The following is a 17014-nucleotide window of genomic DNA, read 5'->3' as shown; positions in this document are numbered from 1 at the left end:
GCTGTTTCCTTAGGCGCGCGCGGCGGCGGCGGCGGCTTTGGCGTCGGCTTCGCTCACGGCGAGGCCGCCGATCTTGCGGGCAACATCGACGGCGATTTCGGCGGCGAGCGCTTCGACGTTCGAAAGTGCCGTCGCGCGCGATGCGGCGATCGTGGTTTCGGCCGCCTTGATCTTGACGCTCAAGGCCGCGTTGAGCTCGGCCGATTTGGCGGCGGCTTGCTTGGCGAGTGCCGCTTCGGTTTCGAGGCGCACGGCCTGGGCCTTGGCGCGGCTTTCGGCAAGCGCTTTTTCATAGGCTGCGATCATCGCGTCGCTGTCGCCCTTGAGGGCGGCTGCCCGGTTGAGGTCGCCCTCGATCTGCTTCTCGCGGCCTTCGATCGCGGCCCCGAGCTTCGGCAGCACGTTGCGCGACAGCACGCGGTAGAACACCGCGAACACGACGACCAGCCAGAAAATCTGGCTGGCGAACCAGGTTGGATCGAATTGCGGCATCGACAGCCCCGAGGCGAGAAGAAGAGGGGCCGGGCGGGCCGCGGAAGATGCGGGCCCGCCCGGCAGGAACGCTTGTTAGGAGACGAAGATCAGGATCGCGATGACGAAGGCGAGCAGTGCGATGAATTCCGTCACGGCGAAGCCGATATAGGCGAACACCTGCACATTGTCCTTGGCGGCCGGGTTACGGGCGACCGCGGCGATCAGGCTGGCCCACACCGAGCCCACGCCGATGCCCGCACCGATCATGCCGATCGCGGCCAGGCCCATGCCGATGAGTTTTGCTGCTGCTGGTTCCATCGTCCTATTTCCTTCTTTTCTACGAGTTTACTGGTCGCTCGCCGCTTTCCGTCCGCCGGTCCACTTTTTTCGGGGCAGGCGGAAGGCGACCGCGCTCAGTGCAGGTGGATCGCGTCGTTCAGATAGATGCACGACAGGATCGTGAAGATGTAGGCCTGCAGCGCCGCCACGAAAAACTCGAGGGCGGAGATGCCGACCAGAACCGAGAAGGGCACCACGCCCGGGATCACGAAATAGGCGCCGAGGCTGATCACGAAGCCCGCGAAGATCTTCATGATGATGTGGCCGACCGTCATGTTGGCGAACAGACGCACCGACAGCGAGATCGGCCGCGCCATGTACGAGATCACTTCGATCGGGATCAGGATGGGGGCGGTCGCAAGCGGTGCGCCCGACGGGAAGAACAGGTGGAAGAAATGCGTGCCGTGGCGCGCGAAGCCGATGCCGGTGATGACCAGGAAGATGAGCAGCGCCATCGTGAAGGTCACGACGATGTGGCTCGTGAAGGTGAACGAGCCTGGGATCATGCCGGCCAAGTTGCCGAACAGCACGAAACAGAACAGCGTGAAGAAAAACGGGAAGTACTTCTTGCCTTCGTCGCCGACATTCTCGCGCACCATGCCCGCGATGAATTCGTACATGAGCTCGCCCATCGACTGCAGGCGGCCCGGCACCAAACGCGCGCCGTTGGCCGAGGCCAGCAGGAACAGGGCGGCCGCACCGGCGGCCAGCGTCATCCACAAGGCGGAGTTCGTGTAGGCAAGATTGAGGCCTGCCACTTCGAGCTGCACGAGCGGCTTGATCTGGAACTGGTCAAGGGGGCTGGACACGGGGTTCAAATCTCCGATGGCGTTGCAGGCAAACTCGGGCAGGCAAACTCGGGCAGACAAGCTCAGGCGGGTGGTCCGGGCTTTGCGGCCTGGTCGTCCGCAACTTTTTTCTGGGCGGCGGTTGCCACCCGGATCACGTTGCGCATGCCGGCAGCAGCCCCCAGCATGAAAAACGCGAGCGTCAGCCAGGGACTTGTCGAAAGCCACCGGTCGAGCACATAGCCCATCCCGGTGCCGACCGCCAAGGTCGCCAGCAATTCGACCGAGATGCGAAAGCCAAGACCCAACTGACCGGTCTTGGCACCTGCAGCGGCGGCCGAACGCGTTGCCGATTTCTCCCGGCGTTGCTGCACGGCCGCAACCTTGGCCGTGAAGGCTTCAAGCTCGCGGTTCCGGTCGTCGGAATCGGCCATGCTCGAAGCTCCGGTGAAAACGGCGGAAAAGACACGGAAATCCGCACCTTTCCACCCGTCTGACGGCGCGGACAATAGGGATGGGACTTGGCTCTGTCAAGCGCCTTTAGAGAACGTCAAGTGCTTGATCCGCCATTGGAAAAAAGGCCGCGTCAGGCGGTCGCCCGCAGCCTTTCCGCACTGCGAAGATCGACCGAGACGAGGGTCGAGATGCCGCGCTCGGCCATCGTCACGCCGAACAGCCTGTCCATTTTCGACATGGTCAAGCGGTGGTGGGTTACGACGATGAAGCGCACGCCGCTCGAACGGCCGATTTCGTCGAGGAGCTTGCAGAAGCGATCGACGTTGGCGTCGTCGAGCGGGGCGTCGACTTCGTCCATCACGCAAATCGGGGCGGGGTTCGTGAGGAACACCGCGAACAGCAGCGCCAAAGCCGTCATCGCCTGTTCGCCACCCGACAGCAGCGTGAGCGACTGCAGCTTTTTGCCCGGCGGGGAGGCCATCACGTCGAGCCCGGCTTCGAGCGGGTCGTCGTTGACCTGGCCGTCGGCCCCCATCACGGGGCTCAAGGTCAGGTGCGCGCGACCGCCGCCGAACAGGCGCTGGAACAGATCCTGGAAATGGCCATCGACCTTCGTGAAGGCTTCGCGCAGGCGCTCGCGCGCTTCCTTGTTGAGGCTGCCGATGCCCTGGCGCAGTTTGCCGATCGCCTGCACCAGGTCGTCCTTTTCGTTGGTCATGCCGGTGATCTGCGCTTCGACCTCTTCGGCTTCCTGCTCGGCGCGCAGATTGACGGGGCCCATATTGTCGCGCTCTTTGACGAGCCGCTCGAGGCGACGTTCGATGTCGCCGATCGCGGGCAGATCTTCATCGGCTTCGACCATGCCGGCGGCAAGCGTTTCTTCGGGCGCGCAATCGAGCCGCTCGCGGATCGTTAGTGCGAGCTGCTCTTGGGCTTGCGTCTGCTGCTCGCTGTGGGCTTGGCCACGCACGCGGTCTTCGCGCGCTTCGACGAGGGATGCTTCGACGGCTTTGAGCGCGCGTTCGGCATCGCGCACGGCCGTCTCGGCGGCGGCGAGCTGGTCGGCGGCGTTGCGGCGCAGCTGCGCCATTTCCTGCGTCTTGTCGGCCAGGCTCGCACGGTCGGCGGCGATCTTGGCGGGCCGCTCGGCAAGGTCGAGACGCTCGCTTTCGGCCAGTTCGTGGCGCTCGACCAAGGTCGCGATCTGGCGCTGGGCCGAGTCGGCACGGCTTTCCCACGCCTGCTGCTCGTTGCCGATGCTCAAGCGGCGGCGCGCGCGGTTTTCGCGCTCGCGTGCGAGGCGCTGTGATGCCGTTTCGCGCTCGGCCAAAAGCTGGCGCGCCTGGCTCAAAGCCTGGCGGTCTTCGGCAAGCTGGGCACGCGCTTGGGCGGGATCGGGGATCGCATCGAAGCGCTCTTGCGCACCGGCCCGGCGCGCATCGAGTTCCTGGCGGTCGGCGAGGATGCGCGCGATTTCGGCGCCGAGCAGACCAAGCTTGGTCGACTCGGCTTCGGTTTCGCGCGTGAGGCGTGCGATGTCGCCGCGCGCGGCTTCGATCGCATTGCCCGCACTACGCGTCTGCTGGCGCGCTTGCTGGTCGGCGGTCTCTGCCGTCTTGGCAGCCGCTTGGGCCGCACCGTAACGCGTGCGGGCACCATCGGCGATTTCGCGTGCGCGCGTGCACTCATCTTCGAGGGCCGCAAGACGATTGCGCATCGTCAGCAATTCTGCGGCCTGCGAAGGGGCCCCTGCTGCCTGCACGAAACCGTCCCAGCGCCAGAGGGCACCCTCTTTGGTGACGAGGCGCTGGCCTTGCGCGAGTTGTGCGGCCAGGGCCGCACCTTCGGCTTCGTTTGCCACAACGCCGATCTGCGACAAGCGGCGCGCCAAAGCGGCGGGCGCTTCGACGTAAGACGCAAGCGCAACCGCCCCGACGGGCAGCGGCGGCGGATTGCCCGCGATGTCGAGCACCCGCCATTGGCGCGGCGCCGCCGCATCGAGACCGGCCGACAGGTCGTCGCCCAGGCCCGTACCGAGGGCGGTTTCGAAACCGGGGGCGACTTTGAGCGCGTCCATCACCGGTGCAAACGGCCCGGCATTCTTGGTGATTGCCCCGACCGCGCGCGCAATGCCCTGGCGCTCGCCGTCGAGCTTCGAGAAGGTCTGGTCGGCCTCGCGCAGTGCTTCGCGCGCGGCGAATTCCTCTTCTTGGGCCGCACGACGCGCACCTTCGGCGTCTTCGGCAGCCGACATGGCGGCTGCCAATTGCGCTTCGGCCTCGGCCAAGCGCGCATCGAAGGCGGCGCGCTTTTCATCGGACCCGGCAAGCTGCGCTTCAAGCTTGGCTTTGTCGGCTTCTTGGGCCGCCAAACGCTCGCCAATGCGCGCCAAGCGCGCTTGCGCATCGCCGATTTCGCGCTGCAGAGCAGCCCGCTCGCTTTCGGCCTTGGCGACGGCTTCGGTCGCGCGCGCAAGGGCTGCGTCGCGCGTTTCGACCGTGTCGCGTTGGCTGGCGATTTCGTCGCCGAGTGCAGCTGCTTCGCCGTCGGCGCGGGTGTCGGCCTCGGCCAATTCGCCAAGCTCGGTTTCGAGGCGCGTGCGCGCATTCTGCGTGTCGGCGAGCAGGTTTTCTTCGCGCTGCTTGTCGCGCGTAAGCTGTTCGAGCAGCACGTCGAGCTGGGCGATCTGTGCGAGCGTGCGGCGCTCTTCGTCGGCGAGCTGTTCGCCCGCCACTTCGAGGCGCGTGAGAGCGGCGGCGGCTTCCTGCTCGTGCTGGCGCAAGTCGGGCAAGGTTGCCTGCGCTTCGGCCAGCACCGTCGATGCGGCGGCCGCGCGCGTCGTAATGTCGATCACCAAAGCTTCGGCAGCAGCGAGCTTTTCGGCCGCAGCTTGCGTGTCGGCGATCTGCTGCTGCCAACGCAGATGGAACAGGATCGCCTCGGCGCGGCGCACGAGGTCGCTCATGTTGCGATAGCGGGCCGCTTGGCGCGCCTGCTTCTTGAGGCCTTCGAGCTGCACGCCGAGCGTCGTCAGCACGTCGTCGAGACGGGCCAAATTCTGCTCGGCTGCTTTGAGTTTTAGCTCGGCCTCGTGGCGGCGCGAATGCAGACCCGTGATGCCGGCCGCCTCCTCGAGGATCTGGCGGCGTTCGGTGGGCTTGGCCTGGATGATGGCGCCGATGCGTCCTTGGCTCACCAACGACGGCGAATGCGCGCCCGAGCCGACGTCCTGGAAGAATAGCTGCACGTCGCGCGCGCGCACTTCGCGCCCACCGATGCGATAGGCCGAACCCTTTTCGCGCTCGATGCGGCGCACGACGTCGAAATCCGCCATGTCGTTGTAGGCGGCGGGCGCTTTGTGAAGCGGGTTTTCGACGAGCAGCGCCACTTCGGCGACGTTGCGCGCGGGCCGGCTCGACGTGCCTGCGAAGATCACGTCGTCCATTTCGCCGCCGCGCAAAGCCTTTACGCGGTTTTCGCCCATCACCCAGCGCAGCGCTTCGACGAGGTTCGACTTGCCGCAGCCATTGGGGCCGACAATGCCGGTCAGCCCCGGTTCGATCGCGAACTCGGTCGGTTCGACGAACGATTTGAAGCCGGACAGGCGAAGCTTGACGAACTGCATCGACGGTACTCCTTAGGGCGTAGCTTTACTTGACGAGCGGGGCGAGGATCCGCTCGAGCTCTTCGAAAGTGGGCGCACCGCGCTGCACCTGGCCGTTGACGACCAGGGTCGGCGTGGCTTGGACGCGATGCTCGCGCTCGCCGGTCATGGCTTGCGTCAGCACGGCGTTCTGGATTTCGACATTGGCAAGGCACGCGTCGATCGCGGGCTCGCTCATGCCGCCGGTGCGCGCGAGGCGCCGCAAAGCGGTCATGGCCTGCTCGGCCGAGCCGCGCGTCCAATTCGCCTGCTCGGCGAAGAACACGTCGAGATAGGTGAAATAGCGCTCCGGCCCGCTGCAGCGCGCCAGCATGGCGGCGTTGAGGGCGAGCCGGTCGAGCGGGAAATCGCGGAACACGAAACGAACCTTGCCGGTTTCGACGTATTTTTCCTTGAGGCGCGGCAGCACGTCGGCATGGAAGCGCGCGCAATGCGGGCACGTGATCGAGGCGTATTCGATGATCGTGACCGGCGCGTTGGCAGCTCCGACCACAAAATCGAGCCCCTCGGCACGCGGGCCCTGCTGGGCCTGGGCAGGCGCCGAGACGAAGGCCGCGAAAGCGGCGAAAAAGGCGACGATTGTCGAGATATGCTGGTTTTTCACGGTTCCACCCACAAGATGTTGTGACACTAACGACTCGAAGTGCGACTCCTCAAGGCCTGAATCCCGATGGGGATAACTCGGCCTATATCACCGGGAAATTTGGGCTTTTCCGCGGCGTTTGCCCACAAGGCCCGCACCGAGCCGCGCAAGGGCTGCCTGCAGCTCCGGTGCCGCGACCGACTCGATAGCGGCGGCAATGCTTGTTTTCTGGGCTTCCGAAAGCGGCATGGGGGCCACCGCCGCCGAAATCGGGCGTTCGGGCATCGGCCCTTGGATAAAACGCAGTCTCTCGACCGCTTTGAAGCCCGCAAAACGATTGATGCGCTCGAGTAGCAAGGGGGCGAGATGCTGCAATTCCATGGCCGCCCCGCCCGAAACGCGGATTGTCAACGTGCCGGCCGAAGGCGGTGCCGCAACGCCCTTGGGCGGGCGCGGCGGCGTCGAAAGTTTTTCGGGAAGGCATGAGCCCGCGAGGGCGGGGCCCACGATCTCGCCCCATTCGGCCACGATCGTGGCAAAGGCGGGGCCGCGCCGCTTCAGCGCTTCTTTGGTGACTTTGGGAACTTGGGCGGCGATTGCCTTGAGTGCCATGGGGCGCAGTCTAAACTGTGCCCGCCCCGACTCCAACGCCGGAAGATTCAGCAAATAATGAACGCGCTCGCCGCCGCCCTGCTGGCTTGGTACGACCGCCACCGACGCGCGATGCCGTGGCGCGCTTTGCCGGGTGCGACGCCCGATCCCTATCGCGTCTGGCTTGCCGAGATCATGCTGCAGCAGACGACCGTCGCGACGGTGGGCCCATATTTCCAGAAATTCGTGCGCGCCTGGCCCGATATCGGCGCGTTGGCGGCGGCCCCGCGCGAGACCGTTCTCGAAGCTTGGGCGGGGCTTGGTTACTACGCACGCGCGCGCAATCTGCACGCATGCGCGCAATATGTGGTGCACAATCTCGGCAGCGTTTTCCCCGACACCGAAGAAGGGTTGCTCGAATTGCCGGGCGTCGGGCCTTATACGGCCGCCGCCATCGCCGCGATCGCGTTCGATCGCCCGGCCGCCGTACTCGACGGCAATGTCGAGCGCGTATTCGCGCGCGTGTTTGCGGTGGCGACACCGCTGCCCAAAGCAAAGACCGAGCTTCGCGCGCATGTGGCCGATGCGGTCCCGCCAGAGCGGCCTGGTGATTTTGCGCAAGCGACGATGGATCTCGGCGCCACAATCTGCGCACCGCGCAAACCGAGCTGTCTTTTATGTCCGCTCAAACTTGCGTGCTTGGCGCATCGCGCGGGCGAGGCCGAACGCTATCCCGTCAAAACGCCGAAGCCCAAACGGCCAACGCGGCGCACGATCGCGTTTGTGCTGACCGACCGCAGCGGTGCGGTGTGGCTGCGCCGACGCCCGGATCGCGGGCTGCTCGGCGGCATGATGGAAGTCCCGTCGACCGAATGGCGGGTTGGCGCTGCCGGCGAAGCGGCAGCGCGCAAGGCCGCCCCGGCCTCGGCGGCGTGGCATGCGCTGCCGGGCAAGGTGCGGCACGGCTTCACGCATTTCGAGCTTGAAGCCGTCGTGTGGCGCGCGAACGTGCGGCGCAGCGACGTTTCCGGCGGGCAGTGGGTTGCAGCCGAGGCCTTAGCCGCTCAGGCGTTACCGACCGTGATGCGCAAACTCATCGCGCACGGTTTGCAGAAGAACGCCGTCAAGAAGCCTTGAGGCACCCGGCCAAATCGTCGGCGAGTTTGGTCAAGATCGCTGCGTAGGCGTCTTTGCCGGAGGCAATCCCAACGCCGACATAGTCGATCGTCGCCACGCGCGCCGACGTCCCCTCGACGACTGTCGCAACGAGGCTCGGCTCGAATTGCGGTTCGGCGAATACGCAGATCGCTTGCGCGCGGCGTATGCGCTCGCGGATGCGCTGCAGGCGTTGGGCGCCCGGCCGGCGTTCGGGACTGACCGTGATCGAGCCCGCGGGCGTCAGGCCATAGCGCGTTTCGAAATACTGCAAGGCGTCGTGGAACACGATGAAGGGCTTGCCGGCAAGCGGGCGCAGCGTCGCTCCGAGCTTCGTGTCGAGCGCTTCCAGATTGGCCGTCACGCGCGCGGCATTGGCGCGATAGCGCTGCGCGTTGGCGGGATCGATCTCGGCCAAGGCTGCGGCCGTCGCACCGGCAAGCACGATCGCATTGCGCGGATCGAGAAAAAGATGCCCGTCGTTGCGTGTTTCGGCGTGTGCATGGCCGTGCGCATGCGAATGGCCTTCCCACGGGCCACCTTCGCGTGCGGCCAGCAGCACCGTGCCGGGCAGGTCGGCCCACAGGATCTGGCGCGTCTTGGGGCCGAGGGCGCGGAGTGCACGCGCCATCTGAGATTCGAAAGCGGGGCCCACCCACACCACCAGATCGGCGGTTTCAAGCAGGCGCGCATCGCCCGGGCGCAGCGCATAGACGTGCGGCGACGCCCCGCCTTTGACGACCGTTTCGGGCGTTGCGATGCCGTCCATCACGCCTGCCACGATCGACTGGATCGCCGGGAAACTCGCGACCACGCGCGGTTGGGCACCAAGCGGCGTGCCGAGCAGACAGAGCATTGCAGCCAAGATCGGAAGGAAGCGCATTTTGCCTCGTCAATGAAATAGTATAACAGAGGCATCGGTTATAGTATAACAATACCATGAAACGCAACGCCCCTGCACGCGACCCCGGCAAACACGATCATCGCAAATGTGTGCACACCGCCTTGTCCACGGCCGAAGCCGTGTGCAAAGCGCGCGGCGAAAAGCTCACGCCCGTGCGCAAGCGCGTGCTCGAACTCGTGTGGGCGAGCCACCGGCCGGTCGGCGCCTACGCGCTGCTCGACAGTCTGCGCGCCGACGGGCGCTCGGCCGCTCCGCCCACGGTCTATCGCGCGCTCGAATTTCTGTTGGCCCTAGGCCTCGTGCATCGCGTGGAATCGTTGAACGCGTATTTGGGCTGCGCGCATCCGGCTTCCGACCATGCGGCGCAGTTTCTGATTTGCCGTCAGTGCGGAACGGCGGCCGAGCTCGAAGAATCCGATATCGCAACCGCGATCGACCGCCATGCCAAGCGCGCGGGCTTCGCGGTCGAGCGGCGGACGGTCGAAGCCATGGGCCTTTGTGCGGCGTGCCAGACCGCGTGACCACTCTCATTGATGCGCGCGGTCTTGCCAAAGCCTACGACGCACGACGCGTGCTGTCGGACGTGGACATTGCCGTTGCACAAGGCGAGATCGTCACGCTGATCGGTCCCAACGGGGCCGGCAAAACCGTGCTCTTGCGCATATTGTTGGGGCTTGAGGCGGCGGATGCCGGGAATGTGGTGCGCAAGCCCGGTCTCACGATCGGCTACATGCCGCAGAAGATCGAAATCGACGCCAATCTGCCGCTTAGTGTGGCGCGATTTGTGGGCTTGGCCGGGCGTTACACAAAAACAGAGATCGCCGCTTCACTCGCCGAGACGGGCATTGCCGCTCGGCTCGAGGCACCCATCCAAGCCTTGTCGGGCGGCGAGTTCCAGCGCGCGTTGCTGGCGCGCGCGCTGCTGCGCCGACCGCAGCTTCTGGTACTCGACGAGCCGGCCCAGGGCGTAGACGTGACGGGCCAAGACGCGCTCTACGATCTTTTGGCGCGCGTCGTGGCGCGACATGGCTGCGGCGTGCTTCTGGTGAGCCACGATCTGCATCTCGTGATGGCGCGCGCCGACCGCGTCGTGTGCCTGAACGGCCATGTGTGCTGCACCGGAAAGCCTGCTTCGCTGGGCAACGATCCTGCTTTTGCAGCTTTGTTCGGCGCGCGCGGGGCGGCGAGCGTTGCCGTCTATCGCCACAGCCACGACCACGAACATGCGGTGTGCGCCGATCCCGCACACGATCACAGCCCGCAGGGGCACAGCCCGCATGGACATCGCCATGGATGATTTTGTGTGGCGCGCCTTGGCGGCGGGGCTGGGGCTGGCCGCGATCGCAGGCCCGCTCGGCAGTTTCGTCTTGTGGCGGCGCATGGCGTTTTTCGGCGATGCGCTTGCGCACTCGGCCTTGCTCGGCGTGGCGCTGGGCTTCCTGCTGCATGTCGACGTCAATCTCGGCATGGTCGCGATGTGCGTCGCGTTTGCACTCGCGTTGACGGGATTGCTTGCACGCTCGCGGTTGGCACCCGATACGCTCCTTTCGATTTCGGCCTTTACGGCGCTGTCGGCTGGGCTCGTGGTGCTGTCGTTTCTCGACAACGTGCGCGTCGATCTGATCGGCTATCTGTTCGGCGATCTTTTGGCCGTGGCGCCGAGCGATCTCATCTGGATCTGGGGCGGCGCTTTGGTGGCGCTTGGCGGCCTTGCCGCACTTTGGCGCCCGCTTTTGGCGACGACGGTGCACGCCGATCTTGCGGCCGTCGAGGGCACGCGCGTGGGCCACGTGCGGCTTTGTTTCGTGCTGCTGCTCGCCCTCGTCGTGGCCGTCGCCGCCAAGATCGTCGGCGCTCTGCTCGTGACGGCGCTGCTGATCATCCCGGCCGCGGCAGCACGGCGTTTTGCGCGCAGCCCCGAGCAGATGGCGATCGGGGCGGCAGCGATCGGTGCGCTCGCCGTCGCGGGCGGGCTCGGCGCTTCGCTGCTGCTCGATACGCCGTCGGGGCCGTCGGTGGTGCTGACCGCAAGCCTACTCTTTGCGCTGAGCTTGCTTTAGCCCTGCCGCATGCACGGCCACGGCGACGGCCGTCAGCAGTACGACCGAGCCCGCCTGATGGGCGGCAGCCAACGGGATCGGGACCCATAGCAGCAACGTCGCAATGCCGAGGGCGACTTGCGCTGCCCCTGCAAGCGCCATCGCGATTGCCGCGCGCGGCACTGATTTGAACAGCCGCCACGCGAGCAGACTTAGCGCCACGAGGCTCGCAATGCCGAGCCAGCGATGGTTGAACTGCACCGTCGCATGGTTTTCGAACAGGTTTCTCCAGAAGGGTGCGATGTCGCCGTAGCCGGGCGGAACCAAAGCGCCGTCCATCAGCGGGAATGTATTGTAGGCGAGCCCCGCATCGAGCCCGGCCACGAAGGCACCGGCCATCGCGGTCGTGAAGACGAGGGCCAGCACAGCAAAGCCGGCCGGGCTGCCCGGGCTCGGGCCGAAGCGCAGCCCCAACGCGGTCCACAGCAAGCCCAAATACAAAGCGAGCGCCAAACTCAAATGCGTGGCGAGACGATATTGGCTGACCGCCAGCATGTCGGGCTTGAGGCCGCTTGAGACCATCCACCAGCCGATCAACCCTTGCAGGCCGCCGAGGCAGAAAAGGGCAAACAATTTCACCGCCTGGCGTCCGCGCAATTGGCCGCGCAGCACGAACCAGAAAAACGGCACCGCAAACACGATCCCGATGAGCCGGCCCCAGAAACGGTGGAACCACTCCCAGAAATAGATCGTCTTGAAAGCCTCGAGGCTCATGCCGGCATTCATGAGCCGGTACTGGTCGATCTGGCGGTATTTGTCGAACTCGGCCTGCCATGCCGCTTCGCGGAGCGGGGGTAGGATGCCCGAGACCGGGCGCCATTCGACGATCGACAGGCCGGATTCGGTCAAGCGCGTGATGCCGCCGATCACGACCATCGCAAAAATCATCGCGCAGCACGCAAATAGCCAGTGCGCGATCGTGCGATCGGCGGTCTTTGCGGACGCGCGCAGCAAGGCGCTGGCAGGGGCGGCGATATCGATCATGCCAGGGACATAGACCCAAAAGCCACGCGCCGCCAGTGTGTCCGGGCTTGACTTTTACAGCCCCGTCGCGAGAAACGTACGCACACAAACAAAGCTCCCGAGGCCCATGAAGACAGCCGCGCGTCGCCTTGCCGTTGCCAAACCGCTCGCTGCGCCTGCCGTCGCCGGCGCACCGCTGCGTTTGGAGTCGGACTATGCGCTCGAGCAGCATATCGGCCATTTGCTGCGCCGCTCGCACCAGCGCCACGTGGCGAATTTCGAAAAGGGTCTGGGGGCACTCGATCTCACGCCAACGCAGTTCGCGGCGTTGGCCAAAATCGGCGAGCGCGGCGAAGTGTCGCAGAATCTGCTCGGCCGCCAAACGGCGATGGATCCGGCGACGATCCAGGGCGTCATCCAGCGGCTGATGGCGCGCAATCTGATCGAGCGGCGCGCCGACCCCTCGGATCGCCGCGCCACGCTGCTGCGTTTGACCCCTGCGGGCCTGGCCCTTACCAAAAACGCGATCGTGAAGGTCGAAGAGGTTTCGCAAACCACGCTCGCCCCGCTCGATGCGCGCGAGCGAGCGACCCTTGCGTTGCTGCTGCAGAAACTCTCCGGTCTTGTCTGATACGACGGATTTCCAAGGACGCAAAAACCCGATGAGCGCTTTTTTCGATGCCGAAGTTCTGACCGTCCACCATTGGACCGAACGGCTTTTCTCCTTCACCACGCGACGCGAGCCGACCTTCCGCTTTCTGAACGGCCAGTTCGTCATGATCGGCTTGCCGATCGGCGGCAAGCCCTTGATGCGTGCCTATTCGGTGGTCAGCGCCAATTACGAAGAGCATCTCGAATTCCTGAGCATCAAAGTGCCCGACGGCCCGCTCACCCAGCATCTGTGCAAGATCGTGCCCGGCGACAAGATTTTGGTCGGCCGCAAATGCACGGGCACGCTGGTGATCGACAATCTGGTGGCCGGCCGCAATCTGTATCTCGTAGGCACGGGTACGGGCTTGGCGCCGTTCATGAGCATCATCCGCGATCCGGCCACGTACGAAAAATTCGAGCGCGTCGTGCTGCTGCATGGCTGCCGCGAAGTGGCCGAGCTTGCCTATGCCGACCTGATCGAAAAAGAACTGCCGCAGCACGAGCTGATCGGCGAGCTCGTGTCGCAACAGCTGCTCTACTACCCGACCGTCACGCGCGAGGGGTTCCGCAACCAGGGCCGCGTGACCGATCTGATCGATGCAGGCAAAATCGAGCAAGATTTGGGTCTGCCCGCACTCGATGCGGCCCACGACCGCGCGATGATCTGCGGCAGCCCGTCGCTGCTGGCCGATTTTGTGGCAATCCTGCAGGCGCGCGGGTTCGTCGAAGGCAACTCGGCCAACGCCGCAACATATGTGGTCGAGCGCGCCTTCGTCGAAAAGTGACGCGCGTTTAGTGCAGCGTTGCGAGATGCGCGTTGAGCCGGAACTCGGCCGGTCGGATCAACGTGCTGTGCGCGACGCGCACCTTGAACAGGCGCCCGTCGAGGTTTTTCTCCCAGAAATCGAGAAACTTCTGCAGGACTGGAAATTTCGGCGCTAGATCCAAATCCTGCCAAACAAACGTCTGCAGCACCGAGGGATGGTCCGGCATGCGATAGAGGATCTCGGCTGTGGTAAGCCGGTAGTCTTCGAGTTGACGCGCAAAATCCGACATGATCTTACACCTCCTGTTCGATAGCCCTAGTCACGCGGGCCATGCAACAAGTGTGCGACTGTCATAGTCCATTTTCAATATATAAATCAGTGTATTAGCAGCATGTTCCGGCGAGTGCTGCCAACCCCTTGACGGTGCCGCCGACATTCCCTATTTGCATTGGCACTCGCACCAAGCGAGTGCCAATTCAGGGAGAACGAACCGATGAAATTCAAACCCCTTCATGATCGCGTGGTCGTGCGCCGCGTCGAGGAAGAAACGAAGACCGCCGGCGGCATCATCATCCCCGATACGGCCAAGGAAAAGCCGATGCAGGGCGAAGTGCTGGCCGTGGGCCCGGGTGCTCGCAACGACAAGGGCGAGCTCATTGCCATGTCGGTCAAGGCGGGCGACCGCATCCTGTTCGGCAAGTGGTCGGGCACGGAAGTGAAGATCGACGGCCAGGAGCTGTTGATCATGAAAGAAAGCGACATCCTGGGCACCCTCGAAGGTGCCGCCGCGCCGGCCAAGAAGGCCGCCTGATTCAAATTCGCAAAGAGGACAACGAACATGGCTGCTAAAGACGTCAAATTCGCAGGCGATGCGCGCGCCCGCATGCTGCGCGGCGTGGACATTCTCGCCGACGCCGTCAAGGTGACGCTGGGCCCGAAGGGCCGCAACGTCGTGATCGAGAAGTCGTTCGGCGCCCCGCGCATCACCAAGGACGGCGTGACGGTCGCCAAGGAAATCGAACTTGCCGACAAGTTCGAGAACATGGGCGCCCAGATGGTGCGCGAAGTCGCGTCGAAGACCAACGATGCGGCCGGCGACGGCACCACGACGGCCACGGTTTTGGCCCAGGCGATCGTGCGTGAGGGTGCGAAGTCGGTTGCTGCCGGCATGAACCCGATGGACTTGAAGCGCGGCATCGATCTCGCGGTCGAAAAGATCGTCGAAGACCTCAAGAAGCGCTCGAAGAAGATCACGACCGACGGCGAAGTGGCCCAGGTCGGCACGATCTCGGCCAACGGCGAGCGCGAAATCGGCGAGATGATCGCCAAGGCCATGCAGAAGGTCGGCAAGGAAGGCGTGATCACGGTCGAGGAAGCCAAGAGCCTCGAGACCGAACTCGACGTCGTCGAAGGCATGCAGTTCGACCGCGGCTATCTGTCGCCCTATTTCGTGACGAACGCCGACAAGATGACGGCCGAACTCGACGATCCGTACATCCTGATCCACGAGAAGAAGCTTGCGAGCCTGCAGCCGCTGCTGCCCGTGCTCGAAGCCGTGGTGCAGACGGGCAAGCCGCTCCTCATCATCGCCGAAGAAGTCGAAGGCGAAGCCTTGGCCACCCTCGTGGTCAACAAGCTGCGCGGCGGCCTCAAGATCGCCGCCGTCAAGGCGCCGGGCTTCGGCGATCGCCGCAAGGCGATGCTCGAGGACATCGCGATCCTCACGGCCGGCGAGGTGATCTCGGAAGATCTCGGCATCAAGCTCGAGAACGTGACGCTCACCATGCTGGGCCGCGCCAAGCGCGTGCGCATCGACAAGGACAACACCACGATCGTCGACGGCACGGGCAAGAAGAAGGACATCGAAGCCCGCATCGCGCAGATCAAGGCGCAGATCGAGGAAACCACCTCGGATTACGACCGCGAGAAGCTGCAGGAGCGCCTGGCCAAGCTCGCAGGCGGCGTTGCCGTGATCCGCGTCGGCGGGGCCACGGAAGTGGAAGTGAAGGAGCGCAAGGACCGCGTCGACGACGCCATGAACGCCACCAAGGCGGCCGTGGAAGAAGGCATTCTGCCCGGCGGCGGCACGGCTCTCCTCTACGCCACGCGCGTGCTGGAAGGCATCAAGACGGCCAACCACGACCAGCAGGTCGGCATCGAAATCGTGCGCAAGGCGCTGCAGGCTCCGGCCCGCCAGATCGCCGAAAACGCCGGTGCGGACGGTTCGCTGATCGTCGGCAAGCTGCTCGAAGGCAAGTCGACGACCCAGGGCTTCAACGCCCAGTCGGGCGAATACGTAGACATGATCAAGGACGGCATCATCGACCCGACCAAGGTTGTGCGCCTCGCCTTGCAGGATGCCGCTTCGGTTGCGGGTCTGCTGATCACGACGGAAGCCATGGTTGCCGAAGCGCCGAAGCCCGAAAAGGCCCCGGCGATGCCGGCCGGCGGCGGCATGGGCGACTACTAAGCCCAGCCCGCTTCCAAGGCTGAATACGGAAAGGGTCGCCGTGCGAACGGCGGCCCTTTTTTGTTCGCGGGCGCCAGATGTGCCCGTCTCGGGCTTTGTCGCGGCGTGCTTTCAATCCTGGTTTCGATCCCGCCGCGCGTTGGCTAAGCTCAAGCCATGCCGAACTTCGAAATTCGCCCGCTTGAGTCGGAGCCTGCCACGCACGCAATGCTCTGCGAGGCGCTGGTCGAAACCGTGGCGCATGGCGGCTCGGTCGGGTTCATGCATCCGCTCGCACCCAGCGACGCGGCAGCATTTTGGGACGGCGCACTTGCGGCCGCCGCGCGTGGGGGCCGCGTTGTGTTGGGCGCTTGGGCGGATGACTGCATCGTCGGCACGGTCTCGCTCCTGCTCGATCTGCCGCCCAACCAGCCGCACCGCGCCGAGATCGCGAAGATGATGACGCGCGTGGCCTGGCGCGGGCGCGGCGTTGCGCGCGCATTGCTGGAAACGGCCGAAAAGCTGGCGGTCGAACGCGGGCGCACGCTGCTTGTACTCGACACGGCGAGCGAGGAAGGCGCTTCGGGCCTCTACGAAAAATGCGGTTTCAGCTTTGCGGGCGAGATTCCCGGTTTCGCGCTGAAGCCGCAGGGCGGCCTCACCGGCACCAAGCTTTACTGGAAGCGGATCGGCTCGCCCGCCCGGTAGCGCGCTTGCGTGGCGCGCTCGAGGCAGGCGGCCTCGAGCCGCCCGAGACCGAGTGCGGTGCGCATCTGGCTCAGCACGCGCGTTTCCTGCCAGTTCGCATCGCCGTCGATCGCGGCCATTTCGCAGGCCAGCAAGTAGGCGGTCTCGCCCGTGGCCCCGCGCAGGCTCTGGCCGATGCGCGCGAGCGCTTTCTCCATGCCGTTTTCGACCTGCAGCATCACGGCGCATTCGCGCGCCACATCCGGCAGCGTGTCGATATCGAAGCCGCGGAAGATCGGCCAAGTGCGGCAGACATTGCCCATGTGTTTGAGCTCGGCATCCGGCATGTCGCCGTCGGCGGCAGCGACGATCACCATCGTGTGGATCAAGGCGGTTTGCAGTGCGAGCATCCGAGCGTGTTCCTTTTCTTGCTGCCGATCAAAT

General features: G+C 65.0%; 20 protein-coding genes. 9 read left to right on the top strand and 11 right to left on the bottom strand.

What is annotated here, in order from left to right; genetic code table 11:
- Positions 1–9 precede the first annotated feature (9 nt).
- The 7 genes from O9320_14600 to O9320_14570 form a co-directional block, all read right to left on the bottom strand.
- The gene (locus O9320_14600; protein MCZ8312072.1) at positions 10–492 is read right to left on the bottom strand and encodes a F0F1 ATP synthase subunit B'; all 483 of its coding nucleotides are present in this window, start codon (positions 490–492) and stop codon (positions 10–12) included.
- A 75-nt stretch (positions 493–567) separates the two neighbouring features.
- A complete protein-coding gene (locus O9320_14595; protein MCZ8312071.1) occupies positions 568–792 on the bottom strand; it encodes an ATP synthase subunit C family protein in 225 nt (74 codons plus the stop codon).
- Positions 793–887: 95 nt separating this feature from the next.
- Positions 888–1622 (bottom strand): F0F1 ATP synthase subunit A, encoded by a 735-nt coding sequence (locus O9320_14590; GenBank protein MCZ8312070.1) that lies wholly within the window; start codon positions 1620–1622, stop codon positions 888–890.
- A 62-nt stretch (positions 1623–1684) separates the two neighbouring features.
- On the bottom strand, positions 1685–2035 hold the full coding sequence (locus tag O9320_14585; GenBank protein ID MCZ8312069.1) for an AtpZ/AtpI family protein: 351 nt from the start codon (positions 2033–2035) through the stop codon (positions 1685–1687).
- A gap of 152 nt (positions 2036–2187) precedes the next feature.
- Positions 2188–5682, bottom strand: coding sequence for an AAA family ATPase (locus O9320_14580; protein ID MCZ8312068.1), 3495 nt, complete (start codon positions 5680–5682; stop codon positions 2188–2190).
- 25 nt (positions 5683–5707) lie between these two features.
- The gene (locus tag O9320_14575) at positions 5708–6325 is read right to left on the bottom strand and encodes a DsbA family protein (GenBank protein MCZ8312067.1); all 618 of its coding nucleotides are present in this window, start codon (positions 6323–6325) and stop codon (positions 5708–5710) included.
- 87 nt (positions 6326–6412) lie between these two features.
- Complete coding sequence (locus O9320_14570) at positions 6413–6916, bottom strand: DciA family protein (GenBank protein MCZ8312066.1); 504 nt, start codon at positions 6914–6916, stop codon at positions 6413–6415.
- Between the two features lie 57 nt (positions 6917–6973).
- Here O9320_14570 and mutY point away from each other — a divergent pair, with 57 nt between their 5' ends.
- On the top strand, positions 6974–8032 hold the full coding sequence (gene mutY / locus O9320_14565) for an A/G-specific adenine glycosylase (GenBank protein ID MCZ8312065.1): 1059 nt from the start codon (positions 6974–6976) through the stop codon (positions 8030–8032).
- On the opposite strand, the gene O9320_14560 is transcribed toward mutY, so the two are convergent.
- Positions 8019–8933, bottom strand: coding sequence for a zinc ABC transporter substrate-binding protein (locus tag O9320_14560; GenBank protein MCZ8312064.1), 915 nt, complete (start codon positions 8931–8933; stop codon positions 8019–8021). The genes mutY and O9320_14560 overlap by 14 nt on opposite strands.
- A 56-nt stretch (positions 8934–8989) precedes the next feature.
- Here O9320_14560 and O9320_14555 point away from each other — a divergent pair, with 56 nt between their 5' ends.
- From O9320_14555 to O9320_14545, 3 genes are read left to right on the top strand one after another with little or no spacing between them, the layout of a single operon-like run.
- The gene (locus O9320_14555; GenBank protein MCZ8312063.1) at positions 8990–9475 is read left to right on the top strand and encodes a Fur family transcriptional regulator; all 486 of its coding nucleotides are present in this window, start codon (positions 8990–8992) and stop codon (positions 9473–9475) included.
- Complete coding sequence (locus O9320_14550; protein MCZ8312062.1) at positions 9472–10251, top strand: ATP-binding cassette domain-containing protein; 780 nt, start codon at positions 9472–9474, stop codon at positions 10249–10251. The genes O9320_14555 and O9320_14550 overlap by 4 nt, the downstream gene beginning before the upstream one ends.
- Positions 10232–11014: a metal ABC transporter permease gene (locus O9320_14545; GenBank protein MCZ8312061.1), complete on the top strand. Its 783-nt coding sequence runs from the start codon at positions 10232–10234 to the stop codon at positions 11012–11014. Before O9320_14550 ends, O9320_14545 begins: the two co-directional genes overlap by 20 nt.
- On the opposite strand, the gene O9320_14540 is transcribed toward O9320_14545, so the two are convergent.
- On the bottom strand, positions 10988–12037 hold the full coding sequence (locus tag O9320_14540; protein ID MCZ8312060.1) for a COX15/CtaA family protein: 1050 nt from the start codon (positions 12035–12037) through the stop codon (positions 10988–10990). The genes O9320_14545 and O9320_14540 overlap by 27 nt on opposite strands.
- A 106-nt stretch (positions 12038–12143) precedes the next feature.
- On the opposite strand from O9320_14540, the gene O9320_14535 reads away from it, so the two are divergent.
- Together O9320_14535 and O9320_14530 are read left to right on the top strand one after the other, a co-directional pair.
- Entirely contained in the window at positions 12144–12647 is a 504-nt protein-coding gene (locus O9320_14535; GenBank protein MCZ8312059.1) for a MarR family transcriptional regulator, read from the top strand.
- Between the two features lie 31 nt (positions 12648–12678).
- Complete coding sequence (locus O9320_14530) at positions 12679–13452, top strand: ferredoxin--NADP reductase (GenBank protein ID MCZ8312058.1); 774 nt, start codon at positions 12679–12681, stop codon at positions 13450–13452.
- Between the two features lie 7 nt (positions 13453–13459).
- Here the strand turns inward: O9320_14530 and O9320_14525 are convergent, their stop codons facing one another.
- Positions 13460–13723 carry an usg protein gene (locus O9320_14525; GenBank protein ID MCZ8312057.1) on the bottom strand — a complete coding sequence of 88 codons (264 nt, stop codon included), beginning with the start codon at positions 13721–13723 and terminating at the stop codon, positions 13460–13462.
- A gap of 204 nt (positions 13724–13927) precedes the next feature.
- Here O9320_14525 and groES point away from each other — a divergent pair, with 204 nt between their 5' ends.
- The 3 genes from groES (at position 13928) to O9320_14510 (ending at position 16591) form a co-directional block, all read left to right on the top strand.
- On the top strand, positions 13928–14245 hold the full coding sequence (gene groES / locus O9320_14520) for a co-chaperone GroES (GenBank protein ID MCZ8312056.1): 318 nt from the start codon (positions 13928–13930) through the stop codon (positions 14243–14245).
- A gap of 27 nt (positions 14246–14272) precedes the next feature.
- Positions 14273–15904: a chaperonin GroEL gene (groL, locus tag O9320_14515; GenBank protein ID MCZ8312055.1), complete on the top strand. Its 1632-nt coding sequence runs from the start codon at positions 14273–14275 to the stop codon at positions 15902–15904.
- Positions 15905–16060: 156 nt separating this feature from the next.
- Positions 16061–16591: a GNAT family N-acetyltransferase gene (locus O9320_14510; GenBank protein ID MCZ8312054.1), complete on the top strand. Its 531-nt coding sequence runs from the start codon at positions 16061–16063 to the stop codon at positions 16589–16591.
- Here O9320_14510 and O9320_14505 read toward each other — a convergent pair.
- Positions 16558–16980: a tellurite resistance TerB family protein gene (locus tag O9320_14505; protein ID MCZ8312053.1), complete on the bottom strand. Its 423-nt coding sequence runs from the start codon at positions 16978–16980 to the stop codon at positions 16558–16560. The two genes, O9320_14510 and O9320_14505, sit on opposite strands and share 34 nt — an antisense overlap.
- Between the last annotated feature and the right edge of the window lie 34 nt (positions 16981–17014).

It is taken from the genome of Magnetospirillum sp. (assembly GCA_027532905.1).
Classification (GTDB): Bacteria; Pseudomonadota; Alphaproteobacteria; order CACIAM-22H2; family CACIAM-22H2; genus Tagaea.
The sequence above is the reverse complement of the archived record's forward strand: the minus strand, read 5'-3'. Positions and strand labels throughout refer to the sequence as shown.

Coding starts and splice junctions, on each gene's coding strand:
- O9320_14540 (MCZ8312060.1), bottom strand. CDS start 12,037: ATGATCGATATCGCCGCCCCTGCCAGCGCCTTGCTGCGCGCGTCCGCA.
- groL (MCZ8312055.1), top strand. CDS start 14,273: ATGGCTGCTAAAGACGTCAAATTCGCAGGCGATGCGCGCGCCCGCATG.
- O9320_14545 (MCZ8312061.1), top strand. CDS start 10,232: ATGGACATCGCCATGGATGATTTTGTGTGGCGCGCCTTGGCGGCGGGG.
- groES (MCZ8312056.1), top strand. CDS start 13,928: ATGAAATTCAAACCCCTTCATGATCGCGTGGTCGTGCGCCGCGTCGAG.
- O9320_14555 (MCZ8312063.1), top strand. CDS start 8,990: ATGAAACGCAACGCCCCTGCACGCGACCCCGGCAAACACGATCATCGC.
- O9320_14525 (MCZ8312057.1), bottom strand. CDS start 13,723: ATGTCGGATTTTGCGCGTCAACTCGAAGACTACCGGCTTACCACAGCC.
- O9320_14595 (MCZ8312071.1), bottom strand. CDS start 792: ATGGAACCAGCAGCAGCAAAACTCATCGGCATGGGCCTGGCCGCGATC.
- O9320_14560 (MCZ8312064.1), bottom strand. CDS start 8,933: ATGCGCTTCCTTCCGATCTTGGCTGCAATGCTCTGTCTGCTCGGCACG.
- O9320_14570 (MCZ8312066.1), bottom strand. CDS start 6,916: ATGGCACTCAAGGCAATCGCCGCCCAAGTTCCCAAAGTCACCAAAGAA.
- O9320_14600 (MCZ8312072.1), bottom strand. CDS start 492: ATGCCGCAATTCGATCCAACCTGGTTCGCCAGCCAGATTTTCTGGCTG.
- O9320_14510 (MCZ8312054.1), top strand. CDS start 16,061: ATGCCGAACTTCGAAATTCGCCCGCTTGAGTCGGAGCCTGCCACGCAC.
- O9320_14535 (MCZ8312059.1), top strand. CDS start 12,144: ATGAAGACAGCCGCGCGTCGCCTTGCCGTTGCCAAACCGCTCGCTGCG.
- O9320_14505 (MCZ8312053.1), bottom strand. CDS start 16,980: ATGCTCGCACTGCAAACCGCCTTGATCCACACGATGGTGATCGTCGCT.
- O9320_14585 (MCZ8312069.1), bottom strand. CDS start 2,035: ATGGCCGATTCCGACGACCGGAACCGCGAGCTTGAAGCCTTCACGGCC.
- O9320_14530 (MCZ8312058.1), top strand. CDS start 12,679: ATGAGCGCTTTTTTCGATGCCGAAGTTCTGACCGTCCACCATTGGACC.
- O9320_14580 (MCZ8312068.1), bottom strand. CDS start 5,682: ATGCAGTTCGTCAAGCTTCGCCTGTCCGGCTTCAAATCGTTCGTCGAA.
- mutY (MCZ8312065.1), top strand. CDS start 6,974: ATGAACGCGCTCGCCGCCGCCCTGCTGGCTTGGTACGACCGCCACCGA.